The organism is Curvibacter sp. AEP1-3 (assembly GCF_002163715.1).
In the GTDB taxonomy this organism is placed as follows: Bacteria; Pseudomonadota; Gammaproteobacteria; order Burkholderiales; family Burkholderiaceae_C; genus Allorhodoferax.
On the sequence record NZ_CP015698.1, the window covers coordinates 846,797 to 860,988 of the forward strand.

Here is a 14,192-nt window from a genome sequence, read left to right on the forward strand (position 1 = left end):
TATCCACCTCGCTGCCAGCTACCGCCATGCTTTTGCACCTGCCCGACCTGCTGACTCCGCAAGAAGTCGCCCAAGCACAGCAACTCCTGAAAGAGGCGCCGTGGGTGGACGGGCGCAAAGGCACCGGCGAGCTGGCCAAACAGGTCAAGAACAACGAGCAGCTCGACCATGAGGGCGAGGAGGCGCGCAGCATCCGCGACATGGTGCTGCGCGGTCTGGACCGCAGCCCCACCTTCTTTTCGGCTGCATTGCCAAAGAAAGTGTTCCCTCCCCGCGTGAACCGCTACGGAGGCGACACCAATTACTACGGCAACCACATCGACGGCTCGGTGCGGTATATGCCCGGCAGCGGGCAGCGCCTGCGCACTGATGTGTCCTGCACCGTGTTTCTCTCCGATCCTGAAGACTATGACGGCGGCGAACTGACGATTGCAGACACCTATGGCGAACAAAGCGTCAAGCTGCCTGCAGGCCATGCCGTGCTCTACCCCGGCACCAGCCTGCACCAGGTCAAGCCAGTCACCCGCGGCCAACGCATCGCCTGCTTTTTCTGGGTGGAGAGCCTGGTGCGCAGCGATGAGCAGCGCCGCATGCTTTATGAGCTCGACATGAACTTGCTCGCCATGCGTCGCCGCCACGGCGACTCGGCAGAGACCACCGCACTGACCGGCGTGTACCACAACATGCTGCGCATGTGGGCGGACACCTGAAGACCGCCGGTTTCTGTCACTTCGCACCCGTACACATGCCAATGCAACCATCTCAACGCCACCGATCACTGCCTGCCATGAGCCGCAACACCGCGATCGTGCTGGGCGTCGTGCTGCTGCACGGCGCCGTCCTCTGGGCGGTGCAAAGCGGCCTCATGCGGCGCGTCGCGGAAGTCGTGATTCCTGCCGAAATTCTGGTGGAAATCATGACGCCAGCCGCACCGTCGAAGGCACCGACCCCGACACCCCAGCCCACGCAACAACCCAAATCTGTTAACAAAACCGCTACCAACAAACAACCCGCACCAACCACCCCGACACCGGTGGCAACGCCCCAGCCTGTGCCGACACCACTGGCAGTAGCCCCCAATACCACTGCCCCGGCTCCCTCCGCTGCAGCTCCGACAGCGATGGCCAACGCCGGCAGCAACCAAAGTACCAACGGCAGCAGCAATGCACCTGCCGCGCCGCCGGCTCCACCAGCCCCGCCGAAACTGGAGCTCCCTTCCAGCGACGCCGACTACCTCAACAACGCAAGACCTGCCTACCCCGCCACCAGCAAGCGCCTGCGGGAAACAGGCCTCGTGGTTGTCCGGGTGTTCATCGATACCGACGGCCAAGCCAGCCAGGCCAGCGTGAAGCAAAGCAGCGGCTTTGACCGATTGGACCAAACCTCTGTGGAGACGGCTCTCAAGTGGCGCTATGTGCCGGGCAAAAAAGCCGGCGTGCCCCAAGGCATGTGGTTGGACGTGCCTATCAACTGGCAGTTGACGCGCTGAGGCGCAACTATCCATTTACTTTTTTGAACCTATTTCTGGAGCTTTTTCATGGAATCCCAACTCGGACTCATTACCCTCTGGACCCAAGGCGACTGGGTCACCAAATCAGTCGCAGTGCTGCTGATAGGCATGTCACTGGCCTCCTGGATCGTCATTTTGATCAAGGCCTTGGACATCCTCAAGTTCAAATCGCTGGCCGCACGCACGGAGAATTTCTGGCATAGCGCTGAGTTTGAAGAGGGCATTGATACGCTGGGCGCGCCTACTGACAACCCATTTGTGCAACTGGCCCGTGCTGGACAGGAAGCCACTGCCCACCATCGCAACACGCAAACCCAGCTGCACGACGCACTGGACATCAGCGACTGGATCAGCCGCTCCTTGCGCAACAGCATTGACGACAGCACTGCCCGCTTCCAGAGCGGCCTCGCCGTCTTGGCCTCGGTAGGCTCCACGGCTCCGTTCGTGGGTCTGTTCGGCACCGTTTGGGGCATTTACCACGCGCTCATGGGCATTGGTGCCTCCGGGCAAGCCACCATCGACAAGGTGGCGGGCCCCATCGGCGAAGCACTGATCATGACGGCGCTCGGTCTGGCTGTAGCCATTCCCGCAGTGCTGGGCTACAACGCGCTGGTAAGGGGTAACAAGTCCATCCTGACCAAGCTCAACCGCTTTGCGCACGACTTGCATGCCTACTTTGTGACCGGGGCCCGTGTGAGCAACACGCTCGGCACTGACGGCAAGGTCGTAGCCATGAAAAAAGCCTGATCGGCGAAAGGTTCCCCATGTCATTTGGAATGCAAGACACCGGTTCTGAGAGCGACAACGAGGTGATGAACGAGATCAACATGACGCCCCTCGTGGACGTGATGTTGGTACTACTCATCATCTTCATCATCACGGTTCCGGTCATGAAACACGCGGTGAATGTGGAGCTGCCCACCGCCACCAGCCAGCCCCAGCAGACCAAGCCCGAAACCCTGCAACTCAGTGTGGATGCGCAAGGTGCCTACTTCCTGAACCAGACACCGGTTGCCGGCGATGCGCTGGGCGCCGCGCTACAAGCCGAGGCCGCCAAAGAACCGCAGCCTGAGCTGCATATCCGCGGCGACAAGGCCGCACGCTATGAGTATGTGGCCCAGGCCATGGCGGCGGCGCAAACGGCGGGACTGCGCAAAATCGGCTTTATCACCGAGCCCAAGCCTTAAGTCATGGCCCACAGCCCCCTACCCGCTCTGCGCACGCTGGCACCCATGCCGGAGCTACGCGCCCATGCCGCAGGCCTTGTCTCCGGTCCCGCCGTGGCCGCCACGCCGGTGGTGCAAGCCAGCGCCCTGCTGGGCACCCGCCAGAGCGTGGACATTGAATACAAAGGCCAACGCTACCGCTTGCAAACCACCAAGGCGGGCAAGCTCATCCTCACCAAATAGAGGAGATTCATTGTGAAAATAGCTGCCGGCGCACAGTGGATGTGCGCGAGCAGCTATTTTTTTGATAGCAACTAGCCGTGTCTTACAGGCCGATGGCGGCGATGCCGGCTTTGGCAATTTGCGCGTCTTCGTTGGACTTGACACCGCTCACGCCCACTGCGCCCAGGCACTGACCGTCTTTCATGATCGGCACGCCACCTTCCAACAAGGCATCCAGGTTGGGAGCGCTCAGGAAGGACACACGTCCGCCGTTGATCATGTCTTCGTAGACTTTGCTCTCGCGGCGGCCCAAGGCAGCGGTGCGGGCCTTGCCGGGAGCAATGTGGGAGGAAATGGGAGCCGCACCGTCAAGGCGCTGGAACGACAACAGGTGACCGCCGTCGTCCACAATGGCGATGCTTACCGCCCAGTTGTGTTTGACCGCTTCGGCTTGGGCGGCAGCCGCAATGGCGGCGACATCAGAAAATTCGAGTACAGCTTTGGATTTCATGGTGTGTAGGGTATTGATGGGTGAAAACCCTGAGCATACCCAAACAAACCGCCCATTTGCCCCCTCCTGACGCAGATCAGCCCCACCCGAAATGGCATGAATAGACACACAAAGCCCGGGGCTGCCCTTGCAAAACCCTAAAATGTCTTCACCTGCCGAATGCGCAAGCACTTGCCGCGCGTACACCGCAGTTTTTTAACTGGAGTATCACCATGACAGATCGCACTACTACCTTCGGCCAGAGCCTGGGCTATGGCGCATCGACCGCGCAACGCAACAAGGTGCTGCGCAACACTTACTGGCTGCTCTCGCTGAGCCTGATTCCCACCGTGTTGGGCGCTTGGGCTGGCGTAGAACTGAATATCGCACCGCTGTTCCGCGGCGTCCTCGGCTTTGTTTTGTTCCTGGCTGTGGCCTTCGGCTTCATCTTCGCGATTGAGAAGACCAAGAACTCTGCAGCAGGTGTCCCCGTCCTGCTGGGCTTCACCTTCTTCATGGGCTTGATGATGTCGCCCCTGATCCAGCGCACCCTGGGTTTCAGCAACGGTCCGCAACTGATCATGACGGCGTTCGGCGGTACCGCTGGCGTGTTTTTCGCCATGGCCAGCCTGGCCACGGTCATCAAGCGTGACCTGACCGGCATGGGCAAGTGGCTGATGGTGGGCACCATCGTGCTGCTGGTGGGCGGACTGATCAACGCCTTCGTGGGTTCCACCGCTGGCATGATGGCGCTCTCCATGGCGGCTATCGGCATCTTCAGCTTCTGGATGCTGTACGACATCAAGCGCATTGTCGATGGTGGCGAAACCAACTACATCACCGCTACGCTGGCCTTGTACCTGGACATCGTGAACGTGTTCCAGAATCTGCTGGCCCTGTTGGGCATCTTCGGTGGCGAACGCGACTAAGCACTGCACACACACCAACAAAAAAGGCCCCCCGGGGCCTTTTTTGTTTTCAGCAAGTTGTGGTTAATACTTGGCGTCACCTGCCGATATAACTAGCAGCACTCCATCCGCCTTATGACACTTCGCCCCCTGATCCTCCTCTCTGCCGTACTGCTGGCCGGTTGCGATCTGCAATCCATCCAGGCAGCAATGGCAGACCCGCGGATCGCCCAGCGGGAAGCTGAAGCCAAAGCCATAGGCAGCGCCTGCCGCCATGGCCTGCGCAGCATTGAAGACTGCTACTCGCTCAATGAAAAAGCGTCCAAAGCGGCCATCTTCGAAGGCTGGAAGGAAATGGACAGCTATATGCGTGAAAACAAGATTGAAGGCATAGCACCCCAAGGTCTCAAGCCGCCACCTCCACCGCCGCCCGCGGATTCGGTGATTACTGAAAAGTCAGATGAAGAGCCCAAGGCCAAATCCAAGGCCAAAGCAAAAGCGGAGCACTAGGCTCCGCTTTTTTGTCTCCAAGAACAGGCCAGCCTGCCCTCTGTAGCCGGGTATCAGCCCTGCAGCTCAAACACTGCAATGCTTTCCACGTGGGCGGTATGGGGGAACATATTCACCACCCCGGCCTTGATGCAGGTGTAGCCCGCCTCATTAACCAAGACACCAGCATCGCGCGCCAGCGTAGAAGGTGCACAGCTGACGTAGACGATGCGCCGGGGCGGCGTCCAGCCTTTGCGCAGCTCCGGCTGCTGGTGCAGGGCTGCCAAAGCTTGCACCAAGGCGTAAGCGCCTTCGCGAGGCGGGTCGATCAGCCACTTGTCGGCAGTGCCATCGGCAATCAGTAGCTCCGGCGTCATCTCAAACAGGTTGCGCGCTACGAATTTGGTAGCTGCCAGCGCAGGTGCATCGGGCGCCAGAGCCTGTTTTTGCTTGGAATTGAAGGTCAGATTCTCACGCGAGCGGGCTACCAACGACTCCGCGCCCTCAACGCCCAGCACTTCGCGCGCCTGCGTGGCCAGCGGCAGGGTGAAGTTGCCCAGCCCGCAGAACCAGTCAATCACCCGCTCGGTCTTCTGCACCTGCAAAAGCCCCAGCGCGCGGGACACCAGCACCCGGTTGATGTGCGGGTTCACCTGGGTGAAGTCCGTGGGGCGGAACGGCATGGTGATGCCGTAATCCGGCAAGGTGTAGGCCAGGTCGCCGGTTTCATGGCCGGGCAGCTCGTCCAGGCGGTGGATGGTCTCCGGCCCTTTGGGCTGCAGCCACCATTGCAGGCCGGGCTGGGTGGCCGCAAAGGCGCGCAGGCGGCTCTTGTCGGCCTCCGACAGCGGCTCCATGTGGCGCATCACCAGGGCGATGACGCCGGCCTGGCTGTCCTGGCTGGTGCCCATGTCGCCCATGGCAAGCTCGAGCTGGGGAATCGTTTCCACTGCATCCATGGACTCAATCAATTGGCGAAGCGGCAGCAACATGGCACTCACGCGGGGCGCCAGCACCGGGCAGACCTTCATGTCAGCCACATAGCGGCTCTTGCGCTCGTGGAAGCCGATCAGCACTGCCCCCTTTTTTCGCACAAAGCGCACTGACAGGCGCGAGCGGTAGCGGTAGCCCCAGGCCGGGCCTTCGATGGGGCGCACCACGTTGTCCGGCTTAAGCTTGCCGATGTGCCAGAGGTTGTCTTCCAGCACCCGCTGTTTGACAGCCACCTGAGCCCCCACATGCAAATGCTGCATCTTGCAGCCACCGCAGGCGCCTTCATGCAAGCCAAAGTGCGGGCAGGCAGGCTGCACCCGTTGGGAAGATTCGGTGTGGATCTCGGTGAGCGTGCCTTTCTCGAAACTGGCTTTGCTGCGGTGCATTTGTGCACTCACCACCTCAAAGGGCAAAGCGCCTTCAATGAACACCACTTTGCCATCGGGGCGGTGGGCCACGCCCTGGGCTTCGAGATCGAGAGATTTAACAGCCAGCCAGCCTTCGGGCAGCGGCTTTGGGGGAACCATGTCGTTGTTTTGTACGTCTGTCATCCCTGAATTGTCTCAGGTCAGGCGCACTCACATCAGAAACTCCCGCTTGATCCCGCGCCGCGCCAGATAGCGCTTGAGTTTGAACAGCGCCTCATTCTGGATCTGGCGCACCCGCTCACGGGTCAAGCCCAGCCGCTCACTCAGCGTCTCCAGAGTCTCCGGGTCGCGGTCATGCAGGCCGAAACGAGCTTCCAGCACCTCTTGCTCACGCGGATTCAGGGTTGCGATCCATTGTTCCAACAAGGCGTCCACCTCATGGGCTAACGCCGTACTGTCCGGGGCTGCAGCCAAGGTGTCAGCAAGGCTGTCGCCCAAGGAATGCTCATCGCCGCCTGCGTCATTGCGGGCATCCAGCGAACGCGGCGCCTCCGCCATGGCCAGCAGGTCGGTCACATCCACGGCATCCCGCCCAAGCAGTGCGGCAATGTCTTCCACCCGGATGCCCTCAGGCCGCTGAGCCAAAAGAACGGCATCATTCTCCAGCAGGCGGCGCGCGCGAAGCACCTGCTGCACCTCGCGCACCACGTTCACCGGCAAGCGCACGGCTCGGCCTTGGTACATGAGCGCGCGGTCTACCGACTGGCGTATCCACCAGGTGGCGTAGGTGGAAAAGCGAAACCCGCGCTCGGGCTCAAACTTGTCGATGGCATGCATAAGCCCGAGGTTGCCCTCTTCAATCAGGTCGGACATAGGCACTCCCCGCCCCGCATACCCCTTGGCGATGCTGATCACCAGGCGCAGGTTGTGCTCGATCATGCTTTGGCGGGCGGCAAAGTCGCCGGCACGCGCACGGGTCGCCACTTCAAACTCCTGCTCAGGGGTAAACAGCGGGGTCCGGCGCACCCCGCGCAGGTAGACCGACAATGCGTCAGGACCCTGCTCGAGGGTGGACGGGTCTTCCTCCGCGGTCAGCGCTTCTTTTGCTATGAAATCAGGAGCTGTACGCGCAGAAGGATCGGGCGCCAGGGGGCTGTTTGGCTCTAAATCCTGCTCCACACCCTCGCCGTTGACACTGTCGTCATCATCGGCAAGGGCGGGGTTAGGGGCCATGGTGTGCTACCGGGCGGGCAGGTATTTGGTGGGGTCTACCGGCTTGCCCTGCTTGCGCACTTCAAAGTGCAGCTTGACGCGGTCGGCATCGCTGTTGCCCATCTCGGCGATTTTCTGTCCCCGCTTCACGGTCTGGTCTTCTTTGACCAGCAGGGTCTGGTTGTGGGCGTAGGCCGTGAGGTAGGTGTTGTTGTGCTTGAGAATGATCAGGTTGCCGTAACCGCGCAAGCCGGAGCCCGCATAGACCACTTTACCTTCCGCGGCAGCCAGCACCGGATCGCCGGCGTTACCAGCAATATCCACACCTTTGTTTTTGACTTCATCGAAGCCGGTCAATACGGCACCGTTACCGGGCCACATCCAGGCCACGGTGTCATCGCCACCGCTGGCCGCGACGGGCGCGGGTGTCGCAGCGGGTGCGCTGGCCGGCGCAGACGCCGCCTTGGCCGGAGCGCTGGCAGCAGTGCTTGCAGCGGGAGCGGGGTTGCTGGCCGGAGGCAATGCGGTGGTAGTGCTGGTAGCAGCGACTACCGGCTTGGCGCTGACAGTTTCGTTTGCGACCGGCGGCACGATGCGCAACACCTGGCCGACTTCAATCTTGTTGGGGTTATCCAGTGCATTCCAGCGGCTGATGTCCTTGTGGCTCTGCCCGCTTTCCAGGCCGATGCGAATCAGGGTGTCACCGGGCTTGACGGTGTAGTAGCCGGGCTTGCCTGCGTTCTCAAAGCCTGGGGGCTGCTTCACGGGTTGGGTGCGCGGGTCGGTGCTCACGCTTTGCTGAGGCGCCTGGTTGGAGCGGTCTTCCACTGGCGCACGGGTGATCGGCTTGGAACCACATCCGGCCAACACCAGCACCGCGGTGCCCATGGCACCTACCCAGAAACTACGCGAACCCACCATATTGAATTTTCCCTTCAGGCAACGCCCGATTTTAGGGGCACAAAGTGCACCGCCTCCAGAATGCTCTGGCGCAGGCCTTGTGGCGTCTTGTCGACGACCAGCAAGGCTTGTCCGCCCGAATGCACCATCGGCGCAACCAGACGGCCACCAACCGCCAATTGGTCGATCCAGGCTTGGGGCAAAGCATCGCCGCCCGCAGCGGAAATGATGCCTGCATAGGGCCCGCCCTGGGCGTAGCCCACCATGCCATCACCGAATAAGAGGTGCAGGTTGGGCAAACGCAAATGGCGCAGGTTGTCGCGTGCCTTGTCGTGCAGGCCCTTGAGCCGCTCGATGCTGTACACCTCGGTGGCGACACAGCTAAGCACCGCAGCCTGGTAGCCGCAGCCGGTGCCGATTTCCAGCACCCGACCCATGCGGCCTGTAGCGCCATTGCGCATCAGCTCAATCATGCGGGACACCACGCCGGGCTTGGAGATTGTCTGCCCCAGACCGATGGGCAAACTGGTGTCTTCATACGCCTGATTGACCAGGGCGCTGTCCACAAAACGATGCCGCTCTATCGTCCCCATGGCAGTGAGCACCAAGGGGTCCGTCACACCTTGCCCGGCCAACTTTTGCACCATACGCTGACGCACGGCCACTGAGTCCATACCCAGCCCTTGCGGCACCGGAATGGCTTTGGGGACCGGTTTGGACTTGGCAACCATGGGTGCGATGACGGGCGCTTTGGCTATCGGCACCAGTCTGGGCGCCGAAGGTGCGATGCCCCCTCCGGCGCTCGGGCGGTTTTTGGCCAATGTGCTGTCCAGGCGCGCTGGAAAGGAAGGCCTTTCCTTCATACAGGCGCTGCGGAGATACGGCTGACGGTTTGGGCCCAGTAGCCGAGGTTGGCGTGGTCAGTCAAATCCACCTTGAGGGGTGTAACCGCTACATGGCCCTGTGCAGTGGCATGGAAATCAGTGCCTTCGGCGTCATCCATCACCGGGCCGGCCGCACCAATCCAGAACATGGTTTCGCCCCGGGGGCTTTGTTGCTTGATGACTTTTTCAGCGGCGTGGCGTTTGCCCAAGCGGCAAAGGCGAGTACTACCGATTTGCTCCAAGGGGAGGTTGGGAATGTTGACGTTGAGCAACCAGGGCGCAGTGGTAATCATCTGCTGCTGGTGCATGGCCAAAACCATCTCGCGCGCCTTGAGTGCGGCGGACTGCAAGTGCACCCAATCACGCTCAACCTGCGAAAAAGCGATGGCAGGAATCCCGAACAAAAAGCCCTCCATAGCTGCGCCCACGGTGCCGGAATAAATGGTGTCGTCGCCCATATTGGCGCCATTGTTGATCCCGGAGACCACCAGGTCGGGGCGGTAATCCAACAAGCCCGTCAGCGCAATGTGCACACAGTCGGCGGGAGTGCCATTGACATAGCGGAATCCATTGGAGGCACGGTGCACGTACAAGGGGGAATGCAAGGTCAGTGCATTCGATTTGGCACTGTTGTTTTGCTCTGGGGCAATGACTTCGACTTCTGCGATGTCTTTGAGTGCTTCGTACAGAGCCACGATGCCTGCCGCCTGGTAACCGTCGTCGTTGGAAATGAGAATTTTCATAGCAAAAAAGAGTGTTGAGGCATTGTAGGTGCCTGCCTGGTGCGAGGTCGCCGTCGGGACATTCCATCAACCCCAGGGCCGACCTTCAGTCCTATGATTTGGAAACACTCATTTGGAGAAGCACCATGCATGCCTGGCTATGTGAAGACCCCATCGGCGTAGATGCCCTGAACTGGAAACAACTGCCCACCCCCACGCCCAAAGCGGGCGAGGTACTCATAGAGATCAAGGCAGCGAGCCTGAACTTCCCGGACATCCTCATCGTCCAAAACAAGTACCAGATCAAACCACCTTTGCCCTTTGTGCCCGGAGCCGAGTACGCGGGGACGGTAACAGCGCTTGGCGAAGGCGTGAAGCACCTGCAGATCGGCCAATCGGTGGCGTGCCTCAGTGGCACCGGGGGCTTCGGCACCCACACCCTCGCCCCGGCGGCACTGTGCATGCCTCTCCCTCCAGGATTTCCGATGGTGGATGCTGCGGCCTTCATCATGATTTATGCCACGTCCTACCACGCGCTGGTAGACCGGGCCCAGCTGCGCGCGGGCGAAACGGTATTGGTGCTGGGCGCAGCAGGCGGCGTGGGGACATCTGCGATCCAGATCGCCAAGGCCATGGGTGCCCGCGTGATCGCGGCGGCATCCAGCGCCGAGAAGTGCGCGCTATGCACCTCTTTGGGTGCAGATACCACCATCAACTACAACACAGAAAATCTGCGGGACAGACTGAAAGAACTCACCGGAGGAAAAGGGCCGGACGTCATTTACGACCCTGTGGGGGGTGACATCACCGAACAGGCTTTCCGCTCAATTGCGTGGCGCGGACGCTATCTGGTGGTGGGCTTTGCCTCAGGGCCGATTCCTGCATTGCCCTTTAACCTTGCCCTGCTCAAGGGTGCGTCCATCGTAGGTGTGTTTTGGGGCGAGTTCGCCAAACGCGAGCCACAGGCAAATACGGCCATGATGAAAGAACTTGCGCAGTGGTATGGACAAGGAAAAATCAAACCTGCCATCGACCGCACCATGCCAATGTCCGAGTTGAAGGCCGCCTACGCCCACATGGGTTCGCGCCAAGTGATGGGAAAGCTGGTGCTGGTAAACGATGCCACCTAGCGATCGAACAAAGTACAGATGAAAAAAATGCCCGTTTGCGCGGGCATTTTTTATGTTTTGGGGTGGCTGATGGGGCTCGAACCCACGACAACAGGAATCACAATCCTTATTTTTTACTATTTGCACCCGTTGATTGATGTTGGTACACTCTATATAAATCAACACGTTACGGAATATTTACTGGATAGTTAGACAGTCTACGTGTTGATAGGTATGCGGTTATATACAGCCCATTTGCCTACAAGTTGCCTACAGATTTAGGGGTGCCATGAGCAAGCAAGAAAGCCGTGTACGTTTAACTGCTGGCCGGGTGGAGGCCTTCACCTGCCCTACTGACAAGCCCCAAGCCTTCCTATGGGACACCGAAGCGCCGACGCTAGCGGTGCGGGCAACGCCCACGGGCCGCAAAACCTATGTTTTTGAATCACGCCTACACGGTTCAACCATCCGGATGACCATTGGCACCCTGAAAGACTGGCCGATTGAACGGGCGCGACTAAAGGCACAAGGCTTGAAAATGCTGGTTGATACTGGCACAGACCCCCGCGAAGTGGAGCGCGAAAAACAAGCCGCCGCCGTTGAAAAGAAAGCGACTGCCGCTGCAAAGGTGGAAGCCGCCAAAGTTGCCGCCCTCACTGTGGGCGAGGTGTGGGGCACTTATATTGCAGAACGCCGCCCATTCTGGGGTGACCTGCATTACCGTGACCATATCGACAAAGCCAAAGCTGGGGGCTTACCGTCTGGCCGCCGTGGTGGTGGCAAACAACTAACAAAGCCGGGGCCGCTGGCTGCATTGATGCCGCTTGCCCTCAAAGACCTAGACCAAGCAACCATAGAAGCATGGGCCGCCAACGAAGGTAAAACCCGCGCAACGTCTGCCCGGCTTGCATGGCGATTGCTGACGGTGTTTCTAACTTGGTGCGCTGAACAGCCCACATATGCTGCCCTATTGCCAGCAAAGAACCCAGCCAAGACAAAAAAGGCACGCGAAGCATTAGGCAAAGCAGGGACAAAAACGGATGTACTGCAACGCGAACAATTAGCCGCATGGTTTGCCGCCGTGCAAAAGATTCAAAACCCCGTTATTGCTGCCTGCCTTCAAATGATGCTGCTGACTGGCGCAAGACCGGGCGAAGTGCTGGCGCTACGCTGGGAGGATTTAAACACCCAATGGAAGGGCATTCAAATCCGCGACAAGGTGGAGGGCACTCGCGAAATTCCTGTAACACCCTACATGTTGCACCTTCTAGCCGCCCTGCCCCGCCGTAATGAATGGGTGTTTTCCAGCCCCACAAGTGCAAACGGATGCCTAACAGAGCCCAACACACCACACACCCGCGCCTGTAAAGCAGCCGGATTGGGGAGGCTTACCCTGCACGGTCTGCGCCGCTCCTTTGCAAGCCTGACCGAATGGTTAGAGGTGCCTGCTGGAGTAGTGGCACAGATTCAAGGCCACAAGCCAAGCGCCACGGCTGAGAAGCATTACAAGGTGCGCCCGTTGGAACTATTAAGGGTTCACCATGAACGCATAGAAGCGTGGATATTGGAACAGGCCGGGATTGTGTTTGATGCACAGGCCGAACCGGGCAAGCTGCGCGCCGTTAGTTAAGGTTTGCCCCAGATAGGCCGGGACTAATTACCCCGACCGAAAAGCGAATAACCTTCATTCGCCTGCTGGGGCTTCTATTTGAAGGCTGCACACATTGAAGGGGTGCGACTGTGACCGACACACTAGAAGGCCGCCCAGATTGGTGCTTTTGGGGGCAAATGCAAGAGGTAAAGCTCTTCGAAGCCGTAGCGCTTTCACTCAACCTAAATCCGAATGCGCTCGAGTGGGACAGGTTCGAAAACAAATTCGAGGCTGGAGAAGATTTTGATAGGCGTTTGAGAATTTCCGAATCTCACGCCGCAAGTGGTGGCCTAAGACTATTGTCCCACTGTGGCACAACCCACAACAGCCCGGTAAATTTGCGAGCTTTTGCAATCTGGGCCACTGGTGTTTGGCAAGACCTTCCGGAGCAACTACATGTTAATCAAGTAGCCGCGGCAACTGTGGCACAAGTGCCAGCGATTCAAGCCGCTGTGTGCACGCCTGATGCCGCTAGCACGCGCTCGGTCAAGCCCACAAAGCGTGACCTACTCACGCCAACGATTGAGGCTGCGCAACGCAGCGTGACAGCCCCCTTCGATGCCGCCGCCGTTTGGATGGTGTTGACCAACAAAGCAGAAAAGTCCGTGAGGCCTTTTATTGGCTTGAGCGAGGACGGTTTGAAGTGGTTAGACCAAAACGATAAAGCGCAGTTCTTGAGCTTTAAAAACCTTCGGGACCGTATTAGTCGCCAGCAAAAAAAACTGCGCTAAAACTCGCAAGAGCGCGCTAAAACGCGCTAAAGCTCACCAGCTTGGGAGAATCAACACCCAAGAAAAATGATTGCGTCGTGTTCAACAAACCGAGAGGTTTACATCATGGCTGCAAACACTTTTCAACCCGTTGCACTGGAGCGCGAAACACGCGCTGCACTGCCAACAAGGGAGGCCGCTTACCACTTAAACCGCGCAGAGCAAACAATGCGACTGTGGGCCTGCCTTGAGAATGGCCCATTGCGCCCAATCCGCATCAATGGCCGACTTGCTTGGAAGGTTGCAGACCTGCGCCGCGTGCTCGGGGTGGCGTAATGAAAAAAGCACTCTACCGCCTTGGATTGGCAATCTGGTGCGCTACTCCCTCCCAATGGTTTAAAAGCCGGAAGGGCATCAAATGAAGTCCGCAAAGGCTAAAAAAATCAAGGCGGAAAAGTCCAAACGCAAGGAATTTTTGGGCACCGAAAATCCGCGCCAGTTGCGCGTTATTCATGCGCTACTGCAACGCCCGCGTCGTCGAGAGGACGTGGACAGTATCGCCGGATGTTCAAACGGTCCAGAACTAATCGCGGCTATTCGCCGCCTTGGGCTGGGTGAAGAGCATTTGCCATGCGAGCGTGTGCACTTCATCGATCGAGATGGCAGGCCGTGCCGCCCCGGCGTCTACAGCTTCACAGAAAACGGCCGTCGCATGATTTACCGATGGTTGGCTCGTATATCTAATTCGGGGTTACTCAATGGCTAACGGTCGCAACCCAAAGCGCAAAGGGCACGACTCTGGGCGCGATGCAGGGGGATTTTTTGCATTACCTTGGACGGTGCTTGATTGCCCAGCCT

At 59.3% G+C, this 14,192-nt stretch carries 17 protein-coding genes; 11 read left to right on the forward strand and 6 right to left on the reverse strand.

The genetic code is table 11. The annotated features are described in order from the left end of the window. The first annotated feature begins 26 nt into the window (after nt 1-26). From AEP_RS03995 to hemP, 5 genes are read left to right on the forward strand one after another with little or no spacing between them, the layout of a single operon-like run. A complete protein-coding gene (locus AEP_RS03995) occupies nt 27-710 on the forward strand; it encodes a Fe2+-dependent dioxygenase (RefSeq protein WP_087494196.1) in 684 nt (227 codons plus the stop codon). Nucleotides 711-751: 41 nt separating this feature from the next. Next, nucleotides 752-1,489, forward strand: coding sequence for an energy transducer TonB (locus AEP_RS04000; protein WP_442873352.1), 738 nt, complete (start codon nt 752-754; stop codon nt 1,487-1,489). A 48-nt stretch (nt 1,490-1,537) separates the two neighbouring features. After that, on the forward strand, nt 1,538-2,257 hold the full coding sequence (locus tag AEP_RS04005; RefSeq protein WP_087494198.1) for a MotA/TolQ/ExbB proton channel family protein: 720 nt from the start codon (nt 1,538-1,540) through the stop codon (nt 2,255-2,257). 17 nt (nt 2,258-2,274) lie between these two features. Beyond that, a complete protein-coding gene (locus AEP_RS04010) occupies nt 2,275-2,697 on the forward strand; it encodes an ExbD/TolR family protein (RefSeq protein WP_087494199.1) in 423 nt (140 codons plus the stop codon). Between the two features lie 3 nt (nt 2,698-2,700). Next, nucleotides 2,701-2,919 (forward strand): hemin uptake protein HemP, encoded by a 219-nt coding sequence (gene hemP / locus AEP_RS04015; RefSeq protein ID WP_087494200.1) that lies wholly within the window; start codon nt 2,701-2,703, stop codon nt 2,917-2,919. Between the two features lie 82 nt (nt 2,920-3,001). On the opposite strand, the gene AEP_RS04020 is transcribed toward hemP, so the two are convergent. Beyond that, nucleotides 3,002-3,409: a GlcG/HbpS family heme-binding protein gene (locus AEP_RS04020; protein WP_087494201.1), complete on the reverse strand. Its 408-nt coding sequence runs from the start codon at nt 3,407-3,409 to the stop codon at nt 3,002-3,004. Nucleotides 3,410-3,621: 212 nt separating this feature from the next. Here AEP_RS04020 and AEP_RS04025 point away from each other — a divergent pair, with 212 nt between their 5' ends. Together AEP_RS04025 and AEP_RS04030 are read left to right on the forward strand one after the other, a co-directional pair. After that, a complete protein-coding gene (locus AEP_RS04025; protein ID WP_087494202.1) occupies nt 3,622-4,317 on the forward strand; it encodes a Bax inhibitor-1/YccA family protein in 696 nt (231 codons plus the stop codon). A gap of 114 nt (nt 4,318-4,431) precedes the next feature. Beyond that, nucleotides 4,432-4,806 carry a hypothetical protein gene (locus AEP_RS04030; RefSeq protein ID WP_232459920.1) on the forward strand — a complete coding sequence of 125 codons (375 nt, stop codon included), beginning with the start codon at nt 4,432-4,434 and terminating at the stop codon, nt 4,804-4,806. 53 nt (nt 4,807-4,859) lie between these two features. On the opposite strand, the gene rlmD is transcribed toward AEP_RS04030, so the two are convergent. From rlmD to surE, 5 genes are read right to left on the reverse strand one after another with little or no spacing between them, the layout of a single operon-like run. Beyond that, nucleotides 4,860-6,329, reverse strand: a complete 1,470-nt coding sequence (gene rlmD, locus AEP_RS04035) for a 23S rRNA (uracil(1939)-C(5))-methyltransferase RlmD (protein ID WP_087494203.1) — start codon at nt 6,327-6,329, stop codon at nt 4,860-4,862. Nucleotides 6,330-6,356: 27 nt separating this feature from the next. Then, a complete protein-coding gene (locus AEP_RS04040) occupies nt 6,357-7,379 on the reverse strand; it encodes a sigma-70 family RNA polymerase sigma factor (protein ID WP_087494204.1) in 1,023 nt (340 codons plus the stop codon). Nucleotides 7,380-7,385: 6 nt separating this feature from the next. Beyond that, nucleotides 7,386-8,279 (reverse strand): peptidoglycan DD-metalloendopeptidase family protein, encoded by an 894-nt coding sequence (locus tag AEP_RS04045; protein WP_087494205.1) that lies wholly within the window; start codon nt 8,277-8,279, stop codon nt 7,386-7,388. 14 nt (nt 8,280-8,293) lie between these two features. Beyond that, nucleotides 8,294-9,121: a protein-L-isoaspartate(D-aspartate) O-methyltransferase gene (locus AEP_RS04050; protein WP_087494206.1), complete on the reverse strand. Its 828-nt coding sequence runs from the start codon at nt 9,119-9,121 to the stop codon at nt 8,294-8,296. Next, nucleotides 9,118-9,885, reverse strand: coding sequence for a 5'/3'-nucleotidase SurE (gene surE / locus AEP_RS04055; protein ID WP_087494207.1), 768 nt, complete (start codon nt 9,883-9,885; stop codon nt 9,118-9,120). The genes AEP_RS04050 and surE overlap by 4 nt, the downstream gene beginning before the upstream one ends. Before the next feature lie 125 nt (nt 9,886-10,010). On the opposite strand from surE, the gene AEP_RS04060 reads away from it, so the two are divergent. From AEP_RS04060 to AEP_RS04080, 4 genes are all read left to right on the forward strand, one after another. Continuing rightward, nucleotides 10,011-10,994, forward strand: coding sequence for an NADPH:quinone oxidoreductase family protein (locus AEP_RS04060; protein WP_087494208.1), 984 nt, complete (start codon nt 10,011-10,013; stop codon nt 10,992-10,994). A gap of 268 nt (nt 10,995-11,262) precedes the next feature. After that, nucleotides 11,263-12,603, forward strand: coding sequence for a tyrosine-type recombinase/integrase (locus tag AEP_RS04065; RefSeq protein WP_087494209.1), 1,341 nt, complete (start codon nt 11,263-11,265; stop codon nt 12,601-12,603). A 110-nt stretch (nt 12,604-12,713) separates the two neighbouring features. Further along, nucleotides 12,714-13,355, forward strand: a complete 642-nt coding sequence (locus tag AEP_RS04070; protein ID WP_157673041.1) for a hypothetical protein — start codon at nt 12,714-12,716, stop codon at nt 13,353-13,355. A gap of 397 nt (nt 13,356-13,752) precedes the next feature. Then, a complete protein-coding gene (locus tag AEP_RS04080; protein WP_087494212.1) occupies nt 13,753-14,100 on the forward strand; it encodes a hypothetical protein in 348 nt (115 codons plus the stop codon). Nucleotides 14,101-14,192: the final 92 nt, after the last annotated feature.